Below are 20,375 nucleotides of genomic sequence, written 5' to 3' on the forward strand. Positions count from 1 at the left end.
GAAACGCTGTAAATATTTAAAGAGTTTAGGTCGCAAGACCAAAAATAAGGTTAAGTTAATAAGGGCGCACGGTGGATGCCTTGGCACTAGAAGCCGAAGAAGGACGTGACAAACGACGAAATGCTTTGGGGAGCTGTAAGTAAGCGACGATCCAGAGATGTCCGAATGGGGGAACCCAACAGGTAATGCCTGTTACCCATATCTGTTAAGGATATGAGGAGGAAGACGCAGTGAACTGAAACATCTAAGTAGCTGCAGGAAGAGAAAGCAAAAGCGATTGCCTTAGTAGCGGCGAGCGAAACGGCAGGAGGGCAAACCGAAGAGTTTACTCTTCGGGGTTGTAGGACTGCAATGTGGACTTAAAGATTATAGAAGAATGACATGGGAAGGTCAGCCAAAGAGAGTAAGAGCCTCGTATTCGAAATAGTCTTTATACCTAGCAGTATCCTGAGTACGGCGAGACACGTGGAATCTCGTCGGAATCTGGGAGGACCATCTCCCAACCCTAAATACTCTCTAGTGACCGATAGTGAACCAGTACCGTGAGGGAAAGGTGAAAAGCACCCCGGGAGGGGAGTGAAATAGAACCTGAAACCGTGTGCCTACAACAAGTTCGAGCCCGTTAATGGGTGAGAGCGTGCCTTTTGTAGAATGAACCGGCGAGTTACGATATGATGCGAGGTTAAGTTGAAGAGACGGAGCCGTAGGGAAACCGAGTCTGAACAGGGCGCAATAGTATTATGTCGTAGACCCGAAACCATGTGACCTACCCATGAGCAGGTTGAAGGTGAGGTAAAACTCACTGGAGGACCGAACCAGGGCACGTTGAAAAGTGCTTGGATGACTTGTGGGTAGCGGAGAAATTCCAAACGAACTTGGAGATAGCTGGTTCTCTCCGAAATAGCTTTAGGGCTAGCGTCGACATTAAGATTCTTGGAGGTAGAGCACTGTTTGGGTGAGGGGTCCATCCCGGATTACCAATCTCAGATAAACTCCGAATGCCAATGAATTATGGTCGGCAGTCAGACTGCGAGTGCTAAGATCCGTAGTCGAAAGGGAAACAGCCCAGACCACCAGCTAAGGTCCCAAAATAATTGTTAAGTGGAAAAGGATGTGGGGTTGCACAGACAACTAGGATGTTAGCTTAGAAGCAGCTATTCATTCAAAGAGTGCGTAATAGCTCACTAGTCGAGTGACCCTGCGCCGAAAATGTACCGGGGCTAAAACAATTTACCGAAGCTGTGGATACCTTTATAGGTATGGTAGGAGAGCGTTCTATGTGTGGAGAAGGTATACCGTGAGGAGTGCTGGAACGCATAGAAGTGAGAATGCCGGTATGAGTAGCGAAAGACAGGTGAGAATCCTGTCCACCGTAAGACTAAGGTTTCCAGGGGAAGGCTCGTCCGCCCTGGGTTAGTCGGGACCTAAGGAGAGACCGAAAGGTGTATCCGATGGACAACAGGTTGATATTCCTGTACTAGAGTATGTAGTGAAGGAGGGACGCAGTAGGCTAACTAAAGCGTGCGACTGGAAGTGCACGTCTAAGCAGTGAGGTGTGAATTGAGTTAAATGCTTAATTCTATAACATTGAGCTGTGATGGGGAGCGAAGTTTAGTAGCGAAGTTAGTGACGTCACACTGCCAAGAAAAGCTTCTAGCGTTAATCATACTCTACCCGTACCGCAAACCGACACAGGTAGTCGAGGCGAGTAGCCTCAGGTGAGCGAGAGAACTCTCGTTAAGGAACTCGGCAAAATGACCCCGTAACTTCGGGAGAAGGGGTGCTGGCTTTATGTCAGCCGCAGTGAATAGGCCCAAGCAACTGTTTATCAAAAACACAGCTCTCTGCTAAATCGTAAGATGATGTATAGGGGGTGACGCCTGCCCGGTGCTGGAAGGTTAAGAGGAGTGCTTAGGAGTAATCCGAAGGTATGAATTGAAGCCCCAGTAAACGGCGGCCGTAACTATAACGGTCCTAAGGTAGCGAAATTCCTTGTCGGGTAAGTTCCGACCCGCACGAAAGGCGTAATGATTTGGGCACTGTCTCAACGAGAGACTCGGTGAAATTTTAGTACCTGTGAAGATGCAGGTTACCCGCGACAGGACGGAAAGACCCCATGGAGCTTTACTGCAGTTTGATATTGAGTGTCTGTGCCACATGTACAGGATAGGTAGGAGCCATAGAGATCGGGACGCCAGTTTCGATGGAGGCGCTGTTGGGATACTACCCTTGTGTTATGGCCACTCTAACCCGGATAGGTGATCCCTATCGGAGACAGTGTCTGACGGGCAGTTTGACTGGGGCGGTCGCCTCCTAAAAGGTAACGGAGGCGCCCAAAGGTTCCCTCAGAATGGTTGGAAATCATTCGCAGAGTGTAAAGGTATAAGGGAGCTTGACTGCGAGAGCTACAACTCGAGCAGGGACGAAAGTCGGGCTTAGTGATCCGGTGGTTCCGTATGGAAGGGCCATCGCTCAACGGATAAAAGCTACCCTGGGGATAACAGGCTTATCTCCCCCAAGAGTTCACATCGACGGGGAGGTTTGGCACCTCGATGTCGGCTCGTCGCATCCTGGGGCTGTAGTCGGTCCCAAGGGTTGGGCTGTTCGCCCATTAAAGCGGCACGCGAGCTGGGTTCAGAACGTCGTGAGACAGTTCGGTCCCTATCCGTCGCGGGCGTAGGAAATTTGAGAGGATCTGCTCCTAGTACGAGAGGACCAGAGTGGACTTACCGCTGGTGTACCAGTTGTCTCGCCAGAGGCATCGCTGGGTAGCTATGTAGGGAAGGGATAAACGCTGAAAGCATCTAAGTGTGAAACCCACCTCAAGATGAGATTTCCCATGATTTTATATCAGTAAGAGCCCTGAGAGAAGATCAGGTAGATAGGTTAGGAGTGGAAGTTGTGTGAGCAATGGAGCGGACTAATACTAATAGCTCGAGGACTTATCCAAAGAGTCAAAAGATATTGACAATGTAAGGTTAGCTTGTTAGAATATAGATATTCAATTTTGAATGTTTAAGCATTCAGAGTTAAGTGACGATAGCCTAGGAGATACACCTGTACCCATGCCGAACACAGCAGTTAAGCCCTAGAACGCCGGAAGTAGTTGGGGGTTGCCCCCTGTGAGATAAGGTAGTCGCTTAGCTTGATTCCGCCATAGCTCAGTTGGTAGTAGCGCATGACTGTTAATCATGATGTCGTAGGTTCGAGTCCTACTGGCGGAGTATAGAAAGTTAAGATCAAATAGTTGATCTTTTTTATTTTGCATTTTTAAGAAAGAAAAGCTCCGTTAAGTAAACGGAGCTTTTAGTTATTTAGTTATTTGAGAAGAAGGCATCATATAAAGCTTTAATGGCTTTTTCCTCTTGGTCTTTACTAACAACAAACATGATGGATACTTCACTTGAACCTTGAGAGATCATTTGGATATTAATTTCATTTTCTGAGAGAGCTTTTGCTGCAGTAGCAGTAACCCCCACATGACTCTTCATTTTTTCACCAACTATCATAATGATTGAAAGGTCATGTTCAATTTCAGCAGTGTCAACTTCTAATTTTTGAGTCAGTTGCTTTAAGATTTCCTGTTCTTTGATTGGGGTTAATTCACGTGATCGCAAAATAATGGACAAGTCATCGATACCTGTTGGCATGTGTTCCCAACTAATATTGAGGTCCTCAAGAATTTGAAGGAATTTACGACCGAATCCAACTTCTCGGTTCATCAGATATTTGGAGGTGTTAATGCTAACAAATCCGGAATCTCCAGCAATTCCGACAACTGTTACATGATCATTTGAATGTTCTAAAACAATACGAGTTCCAGGATGTTCTGGATTATTTGTATTTTTTATAACTAGTGGAATTTTTCCTCTGTATGCAGGAACGAGTGCTTCATCGTGTAAGACTGAAAATCCTGCATAAGCCAACTCACGCATTTCTTTGTATGTTAATTCTGGGATGGAATGTGGGTGTTTAATAATCCCGGGATGAGCTGCAAAGATTCCATCTACGTCTGTAAAGTTTTCATATAAATCAGCCTTGACACCAGCAGCAATGATGGACCCAGTGATATCTGAACCACCGCGAGAAAATGTACAAATATCCCCATTCTGGGTTACACCAAAGAATCCTGGAATAACAACGACTTCATTTGAATCTTTTAATTCTTCAATCTTATCATAACTAGATGGTAAAATTCGGGCGTTGGAAGGCTCTGCAGTTACGGTAAGTCCCGCTTCTTTAGGATGAATGTATCTAGCTTCTAACTCATTTTGATTGAAATAGGCAGCAATGAGTTTAGCATTATTATTTTCTCCAGCCGCTAGAAAAGCATCGTATGTAAAAGGATTGCCTTTTTTAGGTAAATTAGTTAAATCATAGATATCTTCAGCGATCTCTTGAATAATAGTTTCTTTTAGCCCCAACTCCTCAGTAATATCACGATAACGTTCAATAATCCATTGCTGGGTTTGGGTAACATCCTTATCTGAGGTGAACTCTTTATAATATCGAATGAGGGCATCCGTTACCTTTGTATCTTCCGCATTGCGTTTACCAGGAGCCGATACAACAACAAATCTTCTTTCTGGATCATCTTTGATTATATCAAGTACTTTTTTTAATTGAGTAGCAGATGCTAGAGAACTTCCACCGAATTTAGTAACTTTCATGTTTTCTCCTTAATAGTTTCATTAATACATTATACCAAAGTTCAGTTATTGATACAATGTATTTCCTGATAGGTCAAAAATTAATTGAATAGTCAGAGGAGCATAGTTTAAAATATTCAAATTTTACAATTTTGTTACATCTTATAGAGATATTTTACTAATTTTATTTTTTGTGGTATGATATGTTATATTTCGAAAGCTTTAATATCAAAATATTTAATCTGAAAATTAAAGGAGTCTGTGATGTTTGAAACAATTTTGTATTCTGTTGAAAATGACGTGGCGACAATTTCTTTAAATCGTCCGGAAGTATCCAATGGTTTTAACATTCCAATGTGTCAAGAAATTTTAGTGGCCTTGGAAGATGCTGGGAGGAATGAAGAAGTGAAGTTCGTCATCCTGTCAGCAGAAGGAAAAATTTTTTCAGTTGGTGGGGATTTGAGCGAAATGAAACGGGCGGTTGATGCGGATGACATCGAGTCTCTTGTCTTAATCGCTGAATTGGTTAATACTATTTCAAAGAAAATTAAACAATTGCCTAAGCCAGTTATCATGGTGGCAGATGGAGCTGTTGCAGGAGCAGCAGCAAACATTGCAGTAGCTGTTGATTTTTGTATTATTAGTGAGCGGACAAAATTCATTCAGGCTTTTGTTGGAGTTGGTTTGGCACCGGATGCGGGTGGTTTGTTCTTATTAGGAAAAGCTATTGGCATGTCACGAGCTACTCATTTAGTAATGACGGGGGAAGCCTTGACTGCAGAAAAAGCATTGGAATATGGACTAGCTTACCGCGTCTGTGAATCTGAAAAACTTGAGAAAACGGTAGATCAATTGCTTAAAAAATTAAGAAGAGGATCTTCAAATTCTTATGCCGCGATGAAAGAGATGGTTTGGAATGCTTTCCTAAAAGACTGGGATCAATATGCGGATCTTGAATTGGATTTGCAAAAGAAATTAGCCTTTACGGAAGACTTTAAGGAGGGGGTTATTGCCTACTCTGAAAAACGTCGGCCACAATTTAAAGGAAAATAAATTTGTATTTTTTCTATGTTTTGTGAAAAAAAGCTTGCAAATTATTTTCATTTTTGATAAAATTTGACTATCAAAGTAAAATTAGGAGGTGGAGTTTTGAATTACCAATTAGTTAATGACTATTTAACATCCATCTTTAATAATGTTTTGGTTATCGAGGAGACGAGCCTAAGAGCAAGTCGATTTAAAGATGTTTCTATTAAAGAAATGCATACGATCGACGTGATTGGTTCGACACCGAATGCAACTCCGAGTGATATTTCACGGGAGTTGATGGTGACTTTGGGGACTGTCACGACAAGTTTGAATAATCTTGAGCGCAAAGGGTATATCGAAAGAAGAAGATCTGAAGTTGATCGCCGGGTTGTACACTTAAGTTTAACAAAGAATGGTCGTCTACTTTATCGACTTCATCAACAATTCCATAAACGGATGGTCAACCAAATTATTGGAGATATGAGCCCCGAAGAGAAGAAAGTGATGCAAAAAGGATTGCAAAATCTGTATCGCTTCTTGGAGGAAATTAAATAATGGTCTTTGCTAAAATTAGTCAAGTTGCTCATTATGTACCTGACCAAGTCGTATCGAATGATGATTTAGCTGAGATTATGGATACAAGTGATGAATGGATCAGTAGTCGGACAGGCATTCTTCGTCGTCACATTTCAAGAGATGAGACGACTAGTGATCTTGCAACAGTTGTCGCTCAAAGATTATTAGCAAAAGCAAACTTAGACGCTGCAGAAATTGATTTTATCGTTGTCGCTACAATTACTCCAGACAGCTTAATGCCATCAACAGCAGCTCGGGTGCAAGCCAATATTGGAGCTTCTAAGGCTTTTGCTTTTGACCTGACTGCAGCCTGTAGCGGATTTGTGTTCGCATTAGCTTCTGCTGAAAAATATATTTCATCAGGAATGTACCAGCGTGGGCTTGTGATCGGTAGTGAGACACTTTCAAAAGTCTTGGACTGGTCAGACCGGTCTACGTCAGTCCTCTTTGGGGATGGAGCTGGTGGTGTCTTGCTTGAAGCGAGCGATCAAAAATCGTTTTTAGCTGAAAGTCTTTTTACCGATGGAAGCCGAGGTTCTAGTCTTGAATCTTGCTATTTGGGTCTGTCTTCTCCGTACTCAGAAGAAGTTTCTGATCGAAGATTTCTGAAAATGGATGGACGTTCTGTTTTTGATTTTGCTATTCGTGATGTCACGAAAAGTATCCAAAAGCTGATAACAGATGCATCATTGGAAGCAGAAGAGATTGACTATTTTCTTTTACATCAGGCAAATGACCGAATGTTAGATAAGATGTCAAAAAAACTGGGTGTCTCTAGAGGAAAGATCCCAGCAAATATGATGGAATATGGAAACACTAGCGCTGCTAGTATCCCCATTCTATTATCGGAGTGTGTTGAGAATCATCGAATCAGATTGGATGGAAGTCAAAAAATTCTTCTAACAGGATTCGGTGGAGGTTTGACATGGGGCACACTTCTTGTTACAATCTAGTTAAACATGTGGAAACACATTTTAAAAATTTTTTATTATTTTTAAGGAGGCCAATCATGGCAGTATTTGAAAAAGTACAAGAAATTATCGTTGAAGAACTTGGTAAAGAACCATCAGAAGTAACACTTGAGTCTACTTTTGAAGATCTTGAAGCTGATTCATTGGACTTGTTCCAAGTGATTTCAGAAATTGAAGATGCATTCGACATTCAAATTGAAACTGAAGAAGGCTTGTCTACTGTAGGTGACCTTGTAGCTTACGTAGAAGAAAAAACTAAATAATAATGGATGAGAGTATCGAAAGATATTCTCTCTTGTTTAGGTAATAGTTTGACGCTCAAAGCAAAGAAACGTTTTCAAACTATTACTTAAGCGAAAACGAGGAAGGTATTATGCAAACACGAATTACAGAATTATTAAACATTAAATATCCAATTTTCCAAGGTGGTATGGCTTGGGTCGCTGATGGTGATCTAGCGGGAGCTGTATCCAATGCGGGTGGTCTTGGGATCATCGGTGGAGGAAATGCACCTAAAGAAGTTGTCAAAGCGAATATTGATCGTGTCAAATCCATTACTGACAAACCTTTTGGAGTGAATATCATGCTCCTCTCTCCTTTTGCAGATGATATCGTTGATTTGGTTATCGAAGAAGGGGTTAAAGTTGTTACCACTGGTGCAGGGAATCCTGGAAAATACATGGATCGTTTTCACGAAGCTGGCATTACCGTTATTCCAGTTGTACCTTCAGTAGCTTTAGCAAAACGGATGGAAAAACTAGGTGCGGATGCTGTGATTGCTGAAGGAATGGAAGCAGGAGGGCATATTGGTAAATTGACTACCATGACCCTGGTTCGTCAAGTTGTCGAAGCTGTCTCTATTCCTGTTATTGGTGCTGGTGGTGTGGCTGATGGTGCTGGAGCAGCTGCAGTCTTCATGCTTGGAGCAGCTGCTGTTCAAGTGGGAACACGATTTGTCGTTGCTAAAGAATCAAATGCTCACCAAAACTTTAAGAATAAAATCTTGAAAGCTAAAGACATTGATACAGTAGTGTCTGCGTCAGTTGTTGGCCATCCAGTTCGTGCGATTAAGAATAAATTGGCTTCTGCTTATAACCAAGCTGAAAAAGATTTCTTGGCAGGTAAGAAGACTCAAGAAGAAATTGAAGAATTAGGAGCAGGTGCTCTTCGCAATGCTGTTGTGGACGGAGACGTTGATAACGGATCTGTGATGGCAGGACAAATTGCAGGTCTCGTAAGTAAAGAAGAAACCTGTGCTGAAATCTTGGAAGATATCTATTTTGGAGCTGCTAAAGTCATTCAGAAAGAAGCAGCTCGCTGGGCAGATGTCAAATTCTAACAAGTAAAGGAAAGGAAGAGAACAGTGACAAAACGTGCTTTCTTATTTGCTGGTCAAGGTGCCCAAAAATTGGGGATGGCTAGTGACTTGTATGCAACTTATCCGATTGTTAAGGAGACATTTGATACTGCAAGTCAGATTTTGGGCTATGATTTACGAGGATTGATTGATTCTGATGAAGACAAGCTCAATCAAACACGCTTTACCCAACCGGCTATTTTGACAACTTCAGTAGCTATTTATCGTCTATTAGCAGAAAAGGGTATTACACCGGATATTGTTGCCGGTCTTTCTCTAGGAGAATATTCTGCTCTAGTTGCTGCAGGTGCTCTTTCTTTTGAAGAAGCAGTCGCTTTGGTAGCTAAGCGGGGTGAATTTATGGAAACAGCTGCGCCTGCTGGAAGCGGAAAGATGGTAGCTGTCATGAATACTGATCCTTCCTTGATTGAAGAAATCTGTCAACAGGCTTCTGAAAAGGGAGTCGTAACACCAGCTAACTACAACACTCCTGCCCAAATTGTGATTGGTGGAGAGGTTGAAGCTGTGGACTATGCTGTTGAATTCTTACAAGAAGCAGGGGCAAAACGGTTGATTCCTCTGAATGTCTCTGGCCCCTTCCATACGGCCTTACTTGCTTCTGCTAGTGAAAAACTAGCGACTGAACTTGAGAGAGTTACTTTTAAGGACTTTAGCTTGCCTTTGGTTGGGAATACAGAAGCAAAGATCATGAAATCAGACGAAATCAAAGCTTTATTAGCTCGCCAGGTGATGGAGCCCGTTCGTTTCTATGATTCGATTGCAACGATTCAAGAGTTTGGAGTAGATGAAGTGATTGAAATTGGTCCAGGTAAGGTCTTGACTGGTTTCTTGAAAAAAATTGATAAAACTCTTCCAACGAAAAATGTTGAGGATCAAGCCAGCCTTGATGCCCTACTGAACGAATAAGATGAGGTGACTATGGAACTGAAGAATAAAAATGTATTTGTTACTGGCTCAAGTAGAGGCATTGGATTGGCTATTGCGCATAAATTTGCTTCAAAAGGTGCTAACATTGTCTTAAATAGTCGCGGAGAACTTCCAGCAGGCTTAGTAGATGAATTTGCCTTATACGGTGTGAAGGTAGTTGGCGTTACTGGGGATGTATCTAAAGCCGCGGAAGCGAAGCGAATGGTAGCAGAAGCGATTGAAGTCCTTGGATCAGTAGATGTTCTTGTGAATAATGCTGGGATTACCAATGATAAGCTCATGTTAAAATTGACGGAAGAAGATTTTGAGCAAGTCTTGAAGGTGAATTTGACTGGTGCTTTTAATATGACACAATCAGTCTTAAAGCCGATGACCAAGGCGCGTGAAGGTGCTATCATTAACATGTCGAGTGTTGTCGGTCTAACCGGAAATGTTGGACAAGCTAACTATGCAGCCTCAAAAGCTGGTTTGATTGGTTTTTCTAAATCGGTAGCGCGTGAAGTAGCTGGTAGAAATGTCCGAGTCAATGTCATTGCGCCGGGCTTTATCGAATCTGATATGACAGAAGGCCTTCCGGAAAAAATTAAAGAAGTGTCTCTCACTCAAATTCCAATGAAACGCTTTGGAAATACAGAAGAAGTGGCAGATGTTGCAGTCTTTCTTGCAACTCAAGAATATCTAACAGGACAAGTCATCGCAATTGATGGTGGCTTAACTATGCAATAAAAAGAGGTAGGTTTTGAAATGAAATTAAATCGTGTTGTTGTAACAGGCTATGGCTTGACATCTCCAATCGGAAACACTCCAGAAGAATTTTGGAATAGTTTAAAAGAAGGAAAAATTGGAATTGGTCCGATTACAAAATTTGACCACAGTGACTTTGCTGTTCATAATGCAGCTGAAATCCAAGATTTCCCATTTGATAAGTACTTTATCAAGAAAGATACAAACCGCTTTGACAACTACTCATTATATGCTTTGTATGCTGCTCAAGAAGCTGTGAATCATGCAGGTTTAGATGTAGAAGCTATTGATAAAGATCGTTTTGGTGTCATTGTTGCTTCTGGTATCGGTGGAATCAAAGAAATCGAAGACCAAGTGATTCGCTTGCATGAAAAAGGACCAAAACGTGTCAAACCAATGACCCTTCCAAAAGCTCTGCCAAATATGGCATCTGGTAATGTTGCGATGCGTTTTGGAGCTAATGGAATTTGTAAATCGATCAATACGGCTTGTGCCTCTTCCAATGATGCGATTGGGGATGCTTTCCGTGCCATTAAGTTTGGTTTCCAAGATTTGATGTTGGTAGGTGGTTCAGAAGCTTCTATTACCCCATTTGCAATCGCCGGTTTCCAAGCCTTGACAGCTCTTTCAACAACAGAAGATCCAACTCGTGCTTCTATTCCATTTGATAAAGATCGGAATGGATTTGTAATGGGAGAAGGATCAGGAATGTTGGTACTTGAAAGTTTGGAACACGCTGAAAAACGTGGTGCAACCATTCTTGCTGAAGTGGTGGGCTACGGAAATACCTGTGATGCCTACCATATGACTTCTCCACATCCAGAAGGCCAAGGAGCTATCAAAGCAATGAAGTTGGCTTTGGATGAGGCAGAAATTGAACCAGCTCAGGTCAATTATGTCAACGCCCATGGTACTTCTACTCCAGCAAATGAAAAAGGAGAAAGTGGTGCAATCGTTTCTGTATTTGGTACAGAAGTTCCAGTATCTTCTACAAAATCATTTACAGGCCACCTCTTGGGAGCAGCTGGTGCAGTTGAAGCCATTGCGACGATCGAAGCAATTCGCCATCAATATGTTCCAAAAACTGCTGGGACACAAGAGTTATCAGATTATATTGAAGCAAACGTTGTATATGGTGAAGGCCAAGAGGCAGATATTCAGTACGCTATCTCAAATACCTTCGGATTTGGTGGGCACAATGCTGTACTTGCCTTTAAACGCTGGGAGGGATAATTCATGAATATTTCTGAAATTAAAGATCTGTTGGCTCAATTTGATGCCTCAACTTTGCGTGAATTCTCATATAAAAATAACGGCGAAGAATTGAATTTAAGTAAAAACCAAACGAGTTCAGTTGTGGCTACACCGGTAGCTCCTGCGGTTGAAGTAGTGACAGCAACACCTCAAACGCCGGTAGTAGCTCCTGTTGTGGAAGCACCAGCAACTCCAGCTGTAGCGGCTGAGCCAGTTGCTACTCCAGCTCAAGAGGCAGAAGGTGATGTAGTTGAAAGTCCATTGGTTGGTGTCGCTTACTTGTCACCAGCTCCAGATAAACCAGCTTTTGTTTCTGTTGGAGACAAGGTGACCAAAGGTCAAACACTCTTGATCATTGAAGCCATGAAAGTGATGAATGAAGTCCCAGCACCTAAAGATGGTGTTGTCACTGAAATTTTGGTGAATAACGAAGAAATGGTTGAATTTGGAAAAGGATTGGTTCGAATCAAATGACAATTGATATTAATGATATTCGTGAGGCTTTGCCACATCGTTATCCAATGCTTTTGGTAGACCGCGTTTTGGAAACAAGCGAAGATACCATTGTTGCCTTAAAAAATGTAACTATCAATGAACCATTTTTTAACGGTCATTTTCCCCAGTATCCGGTTATGCCAGGTGTTCTCATTATGGAAGCCCTAGCTCAAACAGCAGGTGTACTGGAGTTGTCAAAACCTGAAAATAAAGGGAAATTAGTCTTTTATGCAGGTATGGACAAGGTGAAGTTTAAAAAACAAGTCGTTCCAGGAGATCAACTGGTGATGACAGCTACTTTTGTCAAACGTCGCGGAACAATAGCTGTTGTTGAAGCAAAGGCAGAAGTAGATGGCAAGCTTGCAGCTTCAGGAACGCTTACTTTTGCAATTGGAAATTAAGAAAGGCCTATCTATGTTTCGTAAGATCTTAATCGCCAATCGTGGTGAGATTGCAGTTCGTATTATTCGTGCAGCTCGTGAACTCGGCATTGAGACGGTTGCAGTGTATTCTACTGCTGATAAAGAAGCCTTGCATACCTTACTAGCTGATGAAGCAGTTTGTATTGGACCTGCCAAATCAACAGAATCTTATTTGAATATGAGTGCGGTTTTATCTGCAGCTGTTTTAACAGGTGCAGAAGCTATCCATCCTGGTTTTGGATTTTTGAGCGAAAACTCAAAGTTTGCGACCATGTGTGAAGAAGTTGGCATTAAATTTATCGGTCCATCTGCTAAAGTTATGGATCTGATGGGGGATAAGATTAATGCTCGTAAACAGATGATCAAGGCAGGAGTTCCTGTCATTCCTGGATCTGATGGGGAAGTCTATACTTCAGAAGAAGCTCTCGAGATTGCTGATAGAATCGGCTATCCTGTCATGTTGAAAGCATCAGCAGGAGGAGGCGGTAAGGGAATTCGGAAGGTTGAAAAACCAGAAGATCTCGTTGCTGCTTTTGAATCTGCTTCCTCAGAAGCACAAGCTGCTTTTGGGAATGGTGCTATGTATATGGAACGGGTGATTTATCCTGCACGCCACATTGAAGTACAGATTTTAGCGGATCAGTATGGACATGTGATTCATTTAGGTGAACGGGATTGTTCTCTTCAACGGAATAATCAAAAAGTTCTAGAAGAATCTCCTTCGATTGCCATTGGAAAAACTCTTCGTCATCGAATTGGATCTGCTGCTGTTCGTGCGGCTGAATCGGTTGGTTATGAGAATGCTGGGACCATCGAATTCTTATATGATGAAGGTAAGGGTGAGTTCTACTTTATGGAAATGAATACCCGTGTTCAAGTAGAGCATCCTGTAACGGAATTTGTAACTGGAGTTGACATCGTTAAGGAACAGATCAAAATTGCAGCAGGCCAGGAATTATCTGTCACTCAAGAGGATATTGTTATCAAAGGCCATGCAATGGAATGCCGGATCAATGCAGAAAATCCTTCCTTTAACTTTGCACCAAGTCCAGGGAAGATTACCAATCTCTATCTTCCTAGTGGTGGGGTTGGTCTACGTGTGGATTCTGCCGTTTACCCTGGTTATACAATTCCTCCATACTACGATAGTATGATTGCTAAGATCATTGTTCATGGTGAAAATCGTTTTGATGCACTGATGAAGATGCAGCGAGCTCTTTATGAGTTAGAAATTGATGGTGTCACTACCAATAGTCATTTCCAGTTGGATTTAATTTCAGATTCGCATGTGATTGCTGGTGATTATGACACTGCATTTTTGATGGAACAATTCCTTCCAAATTATAATAAGGAATGATGAAAAAGCCTGGACTTGTGAGGGAAGTATGAACATCATCCTCACAGATTCAGGCTTTTATAGTAATGCTATAGATGTTGTAGCATATTTTAAGGAGTAAGTAATGGCATTATTTTCTAAAAAAGACAAATATATTCGGATCAATCCGAATAGGTCATCCTGGAAGGAACCTCAACCAAAACCTGAAGTTCCGGATGAACTATTTTCGCAGTGCCCAGGTTGTAAACATACCATTTACCAAAAAGATTTAGGAAGCGAACGGGTTTGCCCGAATTGTAGCTATACCTTCCGTATTTCTGCTAAAGAACGCTTAGCTCTGACAGTGGATCCGGCTAGCTTTGAGGAAATGTTTACAGGGATTGAAACGACAGATCCCTTGAATTTCCCAAATTACCAGAAGAAATTGGCTGCTGTAAGGGAAATGACAGGTTTGGATGAAGCTGTGCTGACAGGAACCGCATTGATTAAAGGGCAAAAAGTTGCTCTTGGAATCATGGATTCTAATTTTATCATGGCTTCAATGGGTTCTGTAGTTGGTGAAAAAATTACTCGACTGTTTGAACTAGCGACAAAAGAACATTTGCCGGTCGTTCTCTTTACCGCGTCAGGTGGAGCACGGATGCAAGAAGGAATCGTCAGTTTGATGCAAATGGCAAAAGTCTCTGCAGCTGTTCAAAGACATTCTAAAGAAGGATTGTTTTATCTGACAGTTCTAACAGACCCAACAACAGGAGGGGTAACGGCGTCATTTGCCATGGAAGGAGATATCATCATGGCAGAGAGTCAAGCTCTGGTCGGCTTTGCAGGTCGGCGCGTGATCGAGTCTACTGTACGGGAACAATTACCAGATGATTTCCAAAAAGCAGAATTTCTACAAGAACATGGATTTGTAGACTTGATCGTGGAGAGAAGCCAAATCCGAGCAACAGTTGGACAATTATTGGCCCTTCATGGAGGTAAACATGAGTAAAATAACACAGATTATTAAAGAGGCACGTGACCAAGGAAGATTGACTGCGCTTGATTTTGCTCAAGGAATCTTTGATGATTTTATCGAATTACATGGAGATCGAAACTTCCGTGATGATGGTGCGGTGATTGGTGGGATTGGACGCATAGGCGATCAAACGGTTACAGTCGTTGGAATCCAAAAAGGAAAAAATCTTCAGGATAATCTAAAACGTAATTTTGGACAACCACATCCAGAAGGCTATCGAAAAGCCTTGCGTCTAATGAAACAAGCAGAAAAATTTGGTCGGCCAGTTGTAACCTTCATCAATACCGCAGGTGCTTATCCGGGTGTTGGCGCTGAGGAACGGGGACAGGGTGAGGCTATTGCTCGTAACCTCATGGAAATGAGTGACTTAAAAGTTCCGATTATCGCCATTATTATTGGAGAAGGTGGCTCTGGTGGGGCCCTTGCTTTAGCTGTGGCAGACAAGGTCTGGATGCTGGAGAACTCCATCTATGCCGTCTTGAGTCCAGAAGGATTTGCTTCTATTCTTTGGAAAGATGGCAGCCGAGCTATGGAGGCCGCTGAGTTGATGAAGATTACTTCTCATGAGTTATTAAATATGAACATTGTTGATAAAGTGATTCCAGAGCATGGTTTTTCAAATGGAGAACTACTAGCTCAAGTGAAGAAGGAATTACTGGAAGAGCTCGCCACTCTACAATCCTTGCCACTAGAAGATCTGCTAGAGCAACGTTACCAACGTTTTCGTAAATATTAAAAAAACTGAGCTTGCAGATGCAAGACTCAGTTTTTTTTTGAGTTTTTATTTTGGTGAGATAACTTCAGCGCCTCCCATGTATGGACGAAGAACTTCTGGGATGGTCACAGAACCATCTTCATTTTGATAGTTTTCAAGAATAGCAGCGACGGTACGTCCGACAGCCAATCCAGAACCGTTCAAGGTGTGAAGGAGTTTCACCTTGCCATCGGCTTCATCACGGTAACGGATTTGGGCACGACGGGCTTGGAAATCTTCTGTATTGGAACAGCTTGAGATTTCACGGTAGGTATTTTGTGCTGGGATCCAGACTTCCAAGTCGTAAGTCTTAGCGGCTGAGAAGCCCATATCTCCTGTTGAGAGAGCTACCACACGGTATGGAAGATTAAGTTTTTGAAGGATGTTTTCAGCATTGGCTGTCATTTTCTCCAATTCTTCATATGATTCTTCCGGTTTGGCAAATTTGACCATTTCTACCTTATGGAATTGGTGTAAACGGATCAAACCACGAGTGTCACGACCAGCAGAACCAGCTTCTGAACGGAAAGATGGGCTCATGGCTGTAAAGTAGATTGGGAGATCCTTGCCATCGATGATTTCATCACGGTAGTAGTTGGTCAGCGGAACTTCAGCGGTTGGAATCAAGACATAGTTGGTGTCGCTGAGTTCAAAAGTATCTTCCTTGAATTTTGGATATTGACCAGTACCAAACATAGAATCGTGGTTAACCATGTAAGGAGTGATAACTTCGGTATAGCCTTCCTTACCGTGCTCATCTAGCATAAAGTTGTAGATAGCACGTTCCAGGCGAGCTCCAAGTCCCTTATAGAAGAGGAAGCGAGCACCAGTGACTTTTCCACCACGTTCCCAGTCAAGGATGTCTAAGTCCTCACCAAGGTCCCAGTGAGCTTTTGGTTCGAAGTTAAACTCGCGAGGAGTTCCCCAACGGCGAACTTCTACGTTATCGTCTTCGTCAGCCCCAATAGGAACACTGTCAGCCGGGATGTTAGGAAGGGTTGTAGTAAATTCTGTCAATTTGGCATCGATTTCAGCCAATTCTGCATCCAATGCTTTGACTTCTGCAGAGAGAGTTTGCATGGCAGCAATTTTATCATCTGCATTTTCCTTGTTGCGTTTAGCTTGGGCAATTTCAGCAGAGACAGTGTTCCGCTCAGCCTTAAGGGTCTCTACCTTAACCAAGATGTCACGACGTTTGGCATCGATCTCTTTCATTTCGTTCAAAATGGCCGCATCAACACCGCGTGTCGCTAATTTTTCAGCAACTGTATCAAAGTCTGTACGAATTCGTTTAATATCTAACATAGCTTCTCCTTTAACAAAAAACACACCTGTTACAGTGTTGGAGTGGCAGGGCCACGGTTCCATCCAACTTCACAGGTGTGCACTTGATTTGATCTTCAATTTTTGATAAACGGTAGAATTTCGATTAAGTCCTCTATCTGTTCACAACAACCACAGACTTTCTGAAAGATTTTCTTAATTTACTTATCCGTTTGCGTCTATTATACAAGAAAAGAAGCTATTTTGCAAATAGATTTTTAATTTTAGCTGTAATAGTTTGAATCAAGGTCGGCAATTTGACGATTTTATCATTTCCAAGGTGTTCGCGAGCAATTTTTAAGATTTTTCCCGAGTCTTTAGAAGCAAAGAGGAACTTGCTTTCCTTGGTATAGATTTCAAAATGGCGGCTAATTTTACGTCCGGATACATTAGCTCCGATTTGTTCAATATTCTGCCAAGGAATTTGGACGTAGTCTTCAACATTGGCATCCGCATAAAATTCAAAAGCGGCATTCCCGACTAGGATTTTTCCAACCTTTCCCCCCACTCCCAGGTAAGAAACCCCTGTAGTATGGAATTCAACGGTTTTATTCTGTGATTGCGCCATGCTCTCCTCCTGATTTCAAGTAAGTCTATTATACCATAATAAAAAGAAGGCCGAAACCTTCTTTTTAGTTGATCTTTGCTTACATCAAGCCCGCAACGTGTGCTAATACACCGATTACAAAGAGAGCGATGATGATGGTGATTGGAGATACTTTTTTCTTCAACAACCACATACAAGCAAAAGTAAGAAGCAATCCCATCAAACCAGGAATCAATGAATCCAAGTTTTGTTGGAAAGTCGTAACTTTTTCAGGTGTTTGAGATAGACCTGAACCAACTTGAGCGAAGGCTTCTTGAATTCCCTTGTATCCTTCAGGAAGTTTATCCCAGTGGATATATGCTTTGTCGTCTAATTTGACAGAAGAAACATTGAAGACGAATTTAATAGATACCCAACGTTCTACCAAGACAGCGAGGATGAACATCCCAAGGATAGAAGCCCCTTTAGTGATGTCTTGCAAGATCCCACCAGACATATCTTTGGTAATTTCAGAACCTGCTTTGTATCCAAGTTCTTGGGTGTACCACAAGAAGGACATACGAATCGCATTCCATGCAATAAAGAAGATGAGTGGGCCAAGGATGTTACCTGTCAAGGCAAGAGATGCACCAAGAGCTCCAAGGATTGGACGAACTGTAAACCAGAAGACAGGATCTCCGATACCCGCCAAAGGTCCCATCATACCAATCTTAACCCCTTGGATAGCGGCATCATCAATCGCAGCGCCATTTGCTTTTTCTTCTTCAAGGGCAAGAGTTACCCCGATGATTGGAGCAGCTACGTATGGGTGAGTGTTGAAGAACTCCATGTGGCGCTCAAGAGCAGCCGCTTGGTCTTCTTTCTTCGTGTAAAGTTTTTTGATAGCTGGGATCAATGAGTATGCCCAACCCAAGTTTTGCATCCGTTCATAGTTCCAAGAACCTTGCAAGAAGGTTGAACGCCACCAAACTTTTTGACGATCTGATTTAGATAATTGTAATTTTTCAGTCATGATAGTGTCACACCTTTCTTAATAGTCTTCGAGGATATCGCCGATTGGATCGTTAGAAGTAGCGACTCCGCCACCTCCATTGCCACCTTTCTTAGAGAGTGAAAGGTAGATCAAGGCAAGAGCAACACCAATCGCACCAAGGGCAATCAAAGTCAATTGGCTAACGGCTGCAAGAGCAAAACCAATCGCAAAGAATGGCCATACTTCACGGCTTGCCATCATGTTGATAACCATGGCATAACCAACGGCTACGACCATACCACCACCGATTTGCATACCGTCTGATAACCAAGCAGGCATCGCTTCAAGAGCACCTCGTACAGTGTCAGCAGGAATCATTAAAAGAAGGGCGGCAGGAATGGCGATACGAAGTCCTTGAAGAAGAAGGGCCACAAAGTGAGCACGTTCTACGCCTTTAATGTCCCCTTTTTTAGCGGCAGCATCGGCAGTGTGGACCAAACCAACAGAGAGGGTACGGACGATCATAGTCAAGAAAAGACCAGCAACTGCAAGCGGAATGGCCACACCTTGAGCCACTGCGATTCCTTTTGCACTAAAATCGCCACCAAGAACCAAGATAATTGCAGCAGCGACTGACGCAAGAGCAGCGTCGGGTGCAACTGCGGCACCAATGTTGGCCCAGCCAAGTGCAAGTAATTGAAGGGAACCACCAAGCATAACACCGGCAGTCAAGTTACCTGTTACCAAACCGATTAAGGTACAAGCAACAAGTGGTTGGTGGAATTGGAATTGGTCAAGGATACCTTCAAGACCTGCTAAGAAGGCAACAACGACCACTAATACCATAGAAATAATAGACATGTTTAAAATCCTTTCGTAAGTAATCGATTATTGAACGTTCGCTTTGTTAATTAAGTCAAACAAATCTTTCTTAGAGTCATTTGGCACTTTACGTACGTCAAATTCCACTCCAAGATCACGCATTTTTTCGAATGTAGCCACATCCTCTTTGTCCATTGACAACACATTGTTGACCATGGTTTTACCAGTTGAGTGAGCCATTGATCCAACGTTCAAGGTTTTAATCGGAACACCACCCTCGATGGCACGAAGGGCATCTTGAGGTGTTTCAAATAAGATCAAAGCATGTGTTTCACCAAAGCGTGGATCTTTTGCAACGTCGATCAATTTTTGAATTGGGACAACGTTTGCTTTCACACCATTTGGTGCCGCTTGCTTGATCAATTCCTTACGGAGTTCATCTTTGGCAACAGAATCTGAAGCAACAATGATCCGATCGGCTTTTGAATCGGGTGTCCAAGCAGTTGCGACTTGTCCATGAAGCAGACGAGTGTCTAAGCGAGCAAGGTTGATCTTGAGCTTACCATCTCCAATCACTGTTCCTTCTGGAATAGCAGCTTGGGCAACAGGGGCAGCGGAAGCAGTGCTTGCTTCTTCGACTGGATTCAATTCTTCTGGAAGAGCTTTGATTCCGTCTTTAGATTCTTTGATGATGTTTGCAGCGACTTGATCAACGCCGGCATTTGCATCCATCAAACGCTCTGTATAAGCTTGAATCAACATCGGAAGGTTTAAACCTGTGATGATCGCAAATTTACGATCGGGATTTTCCCCCATGACACGACTCGCTTGGTTAAATGGAGAACCACTCCAAAGGTCAGCCAAAACCAAGATTTCATCTTCTGCATCAAATGCGGCAACAGCAGCATTGAATTTAGCATAGAGATCATCTGGGCCTTCACTTGGCATGAACGTAACCACTTGAACTTTCTCTTGATCCCCAAAGATCATCGAGCCGGATTGGTGGATTCCAGCTGCAAATTCACCGTGGCTAGCAATAATGATACCAATACTCATTATTGACATTCCTCCTTATAAAATTTGTTTGACTTTCAGTTTAAGAAAACTTTAAGCATTCTTTATTATAAAACGTTTTCACGAAAAAGTCAATGATACCG

At 42.5% G+C, this 20,375-nt stretch carries 19 protein-coding genes, 1 tRNA gene and 2 rRNA genes; 16 read left to right on the forward strand and 6 right to left on the reverse strand.

Features of this window, described 5'->3' with window-relative positions; genetic code table 11:
* Positions 1–48 precede the first annotated feature (48 nt).
* From HMPREF9186_RS08455 to HMPREF9186_RS08465, 3 genes are all read left to right on the forward strand, one after another.
* A 23S ribosomal RNA gene (locus HMPREF9186_RS08455) occupies positions 49–2,950 on the forward strand.
* Positions 2,951–3,029: 79 nt separating this feature from the next.
* Positions 3,030–3,145 (forward strand): 5S ribosomal RNA (rrf, locus tag HMPREF9186_RS08460).
* Positions 3,146–3,150: 5 nt separating this feature from the next.
* Positions 3,151–3,224: transfer RNA gene (locus HMPREF9186_RS08465), tRNA-Asn, on the forward strand.
* Positions 3,225–3,314: 90 nt separating this feature from the next.
* On the opposite strand, the gene HMPREF9186_RS08470 is transcribed toward HMPREF9186_RS08465, so the two are convergent.
* Entirely contained in the window at positions 3,315–4,670 is a 1,356-nt protein-coding gene (locus HMPREF9186_RS08470; protein WP_009732275.1) for an aspartate kinase, read from the reverse strand.
* A 240-nt stretch (positions 4,671–4,910) separates the two neighbouring features.
* Here HMPREF9186_RS08470 and HMPREF9186_RS08475 point away from each other — a divergent pair, with 240 nt between their 5' ends.
* From HMPREF9186_RS08475 to HMPREF9186_RS08535, 13 genes are all read left to right on the forward strand, one after another.
* Positions 4,911–5,702: an enoyl-CoA hydratase gene (locus HMPREF9186_RS08475; protein ID WP_037614156.1), complete on the forward strand. Its 792-nt coding sequence runs from the start codon at positions 4,911–4,913 to the stop codon at positions 5,700–5,702.
* A 96-nt stretch (positions 5,703–5,798) separates the two neighbouring features.
* On the forward strand, positions 5,799–6,233 hold the full coding sequence (gene fabT, locus HMPREF9186_RS08480; protein ID WP_009732277.1) for a fatty acid biosynthesis transcriptional regulator FabT: 435 nt from the start codon (positions 5,799–5,801) through the stop codon (positions 6,231–6,233).
* Positions 6,233–7,207, forward strand: coding sequence for a beta-ketoacyl-ACP synthase III (locus HMPREF9186_RS08485; RefSeq protein WP_009732278.1), 975 nt, complete (start codon positions 6,233–6,235; stop codon positions 7,205–7,207). Before fabT ends, HMPREF9186_RS08485 begins: the two co-directional genes overlap by 1 nt.
* Positions 7,208–7,263: 56 nt before the next feature.
* Entirely contained in the window at positions 7,264–7,488 is a 225-nt protein-coding gene (locus HMPREF9186_RS08490) for an acyl carrier protein (protein WP_003003892.1), read from the forward strand.
* Between the two features lie 110 nt (positions 7,489–7,598).
* Positions 7,599–8,564 carry an enoyl-[acyl-carrier-protein] reductase FabK gene (gene fabK, locus HMPREF9186_RS08495; protein WP_006596907.1) on the forward strand — a complete coding sequence of 322 codons (966 nt, stop codon included), beginning with the start codon at positions 7,599–7,601 and terminating at the stop codon, positions 8,562–8,564.
* Positions 8,565–8,588: 24 nt separating this feature from the next.
* Positions 8,589–9,509, forward strand: a complete 921-nt coding sequence (fabD, locus tag HMPREF9186_RS08500; RefSeq protein ID WP_009732279.1) for an ACP S-malonyltransferase — start codon at positions 8,589–8,591, stop codon at positions 9,507–9,509.
* Between the two features lie 12 nt (positions 9,510–9,521).
* On the forward strand, positions 9,522–10,256 hold the full coding sequence (gene fabG / locus HMPREF9186_RS08505) for a 3-oxoacyl-[acyl-carrier-protein] reductase (protein ID WP_009732280.1): 735 nt from the start codon (positions 9,522–9,524) through the stop codon (positions 10,254–10,256).
* 18 nt (positions 10,257–10,274) lie between these two features.
* Positions 10,275–11,507 (forward strand): beta-ketoacyl-ACP synthase II, encoded by a 1,233-nt coding sequence (fabF, locus tag HMPREF9186_RS08510; protein WP_009732281.1) that lies wholly within the window; start codon positions 10,275–10,277, stop codon positions 11,505–11,507.
* Between the two features lie 3 nt (positions 11,508–11,510).
* Entirely contained in the window at positions 11,511–12,002 is a 492-nt protein-coding gene (gene accB, locus HMPREF9186_RS08515) for an acetyl-CoA carboxylase biotin carboxyl carrier protein (protein WP_009732282.1), read from the forward strand.
* Complete coding sequence (gene fabZ, locus HMPREF9186_RS08520) at positions 11,999–12,424, forward strand: 3-hydroxyacyl-ACP dehydratase FabZ (RefSeq protein ID WP_009732283.1); 426 nt, start codon at positions 11,999–12,001, stop codon at positions 12,422–12,424. The genes accB and fabZ overlap by 4 nt, the downstream gene beginning before the upstream one ends.
* Before the next feature lie 13 nt (positions 12,425–12,437).
* Positions 12,438–13,802: an acetyl-CoA carboxylase biotin carboxylase subunit gene (locus HMPREF9186_RS08525; protein WP_037614186.1), complete on the forward strand. Its 1,365-nt coding sequence runs from the start codon at positions 12,438–12,440 to the stop codon at positions 13,800–13,802.
* A gap of 103 nt (positions 13,803–13,905) precedes the next feature.
* Positions 13,906–14,772 carry an acetyl-CoA carboxylase, carboxyltransferase subunit beta gene (gene accD / locus HMPREF9186_RS08530; protein WP_009732285.1) on the forward strand — a complete coding sequence of 289 codons (867 nt, stop codon included), beginning with the start codon at positions 13,906–13,908 and terminating at the stop codon, positions 14,770–14,772.
* Entirely contained in the window at positions 14,765–15,535 is a 771-nt protein-coding gene (locus tag HMPREF9186_RS08535; RefSeq protein ID WP_009732286.1) for an acetyl-CoA carboxylase carboxyl transferase subunit alpha, read from the forward strand. Before accD ends, HMPREF9186_RS08535 begins: the two co-directional genes overlap by 8 nt.
* 45 nt (positions 15,536–15,580) lie before the next feature.
* Here HMPREF9186_RS08535 and serS read toward each other — a convergent pair whose 3' ends face one another.
* The 5 genes from serS to HMPREF9186_RS08560 all read right to left on the reverse strand — a co-directional run bounded on the left by serS (position 15,581) and on the right by HMPREF9186_RS08560 (position 20,274).
* The gene (gene serS, locus HMPREF9186_RS08540) at positions 15,581–16,858 is read right to left on the reverse strand and encodes a serine--tRNA ligase (RefSeq protein WP_009732287.1); all 1,278 of its coding nucleotides are present in this window, start codon (positions 16,856–16,858) and stop codon (positions 15,581–15,583) included.
* Between the two features lie 217 nt (positions 16,859–17,075).
* Complete coding sequence (locus tag HMPREF9186_RS08545; RefSeq protein ID WP_009732288.1) at positions 17,076–17,444, reverse strand: DUF956 family protein; 369 nt, start codon at positions 17,442–17,444, stop codon at positions 17,076–17,078.
* 79 nt (positions 17,445–17,523) lie between these two features.
* Positions 17,524–18,435, reverse strand: coding sequence for a PTS system mannose/fructose/sorbose family transporter subunit IID (locus HMPREF9186_RS08550; RefSeq protein ID WP_009732289.1), 912 nt, complete (start codon positions 18,433–18,435; stop codon positions 17,524–17,526).
* Between the two features lie 18 nt (positions 18,436–18,453).
* Positions 18,454–19,257, reverse strand: coding sequence for a PTS mannose/fructose/sorbose transporter subunit IIC (locus HMPREF9186_RS08555; protein WP_009732290.1), 804 nt, complete (start codon positions 19,255–19,257; stop codon positions 18,454–18,456).
* A 27-nt stretch (positions 19,258–19,284) separates the two neighbouring features.
* Positions 19,285–20,274, reverse strand: a complete 990-nt coding sequence (locus tag HMPREF9186_RS08560) for a PTS sugar transporter subunit IIB (RefSeq protein WP_009732291.1) — start codon at positions 20,272–20,274, stop codon at positions 19,285–19,287.
* Positions 20,275–20,375: the final 101 nt, after the last annotated feature.

Origin of the sequence: Streptococcus sp. F0442, assembly GCF_000314795.2 — a bacterium.
Taxonomy (GTDB): Bacteria; Bacillota; Bacilli; order Lactobacillales; family Streptococcaceae; genus Streptococcus.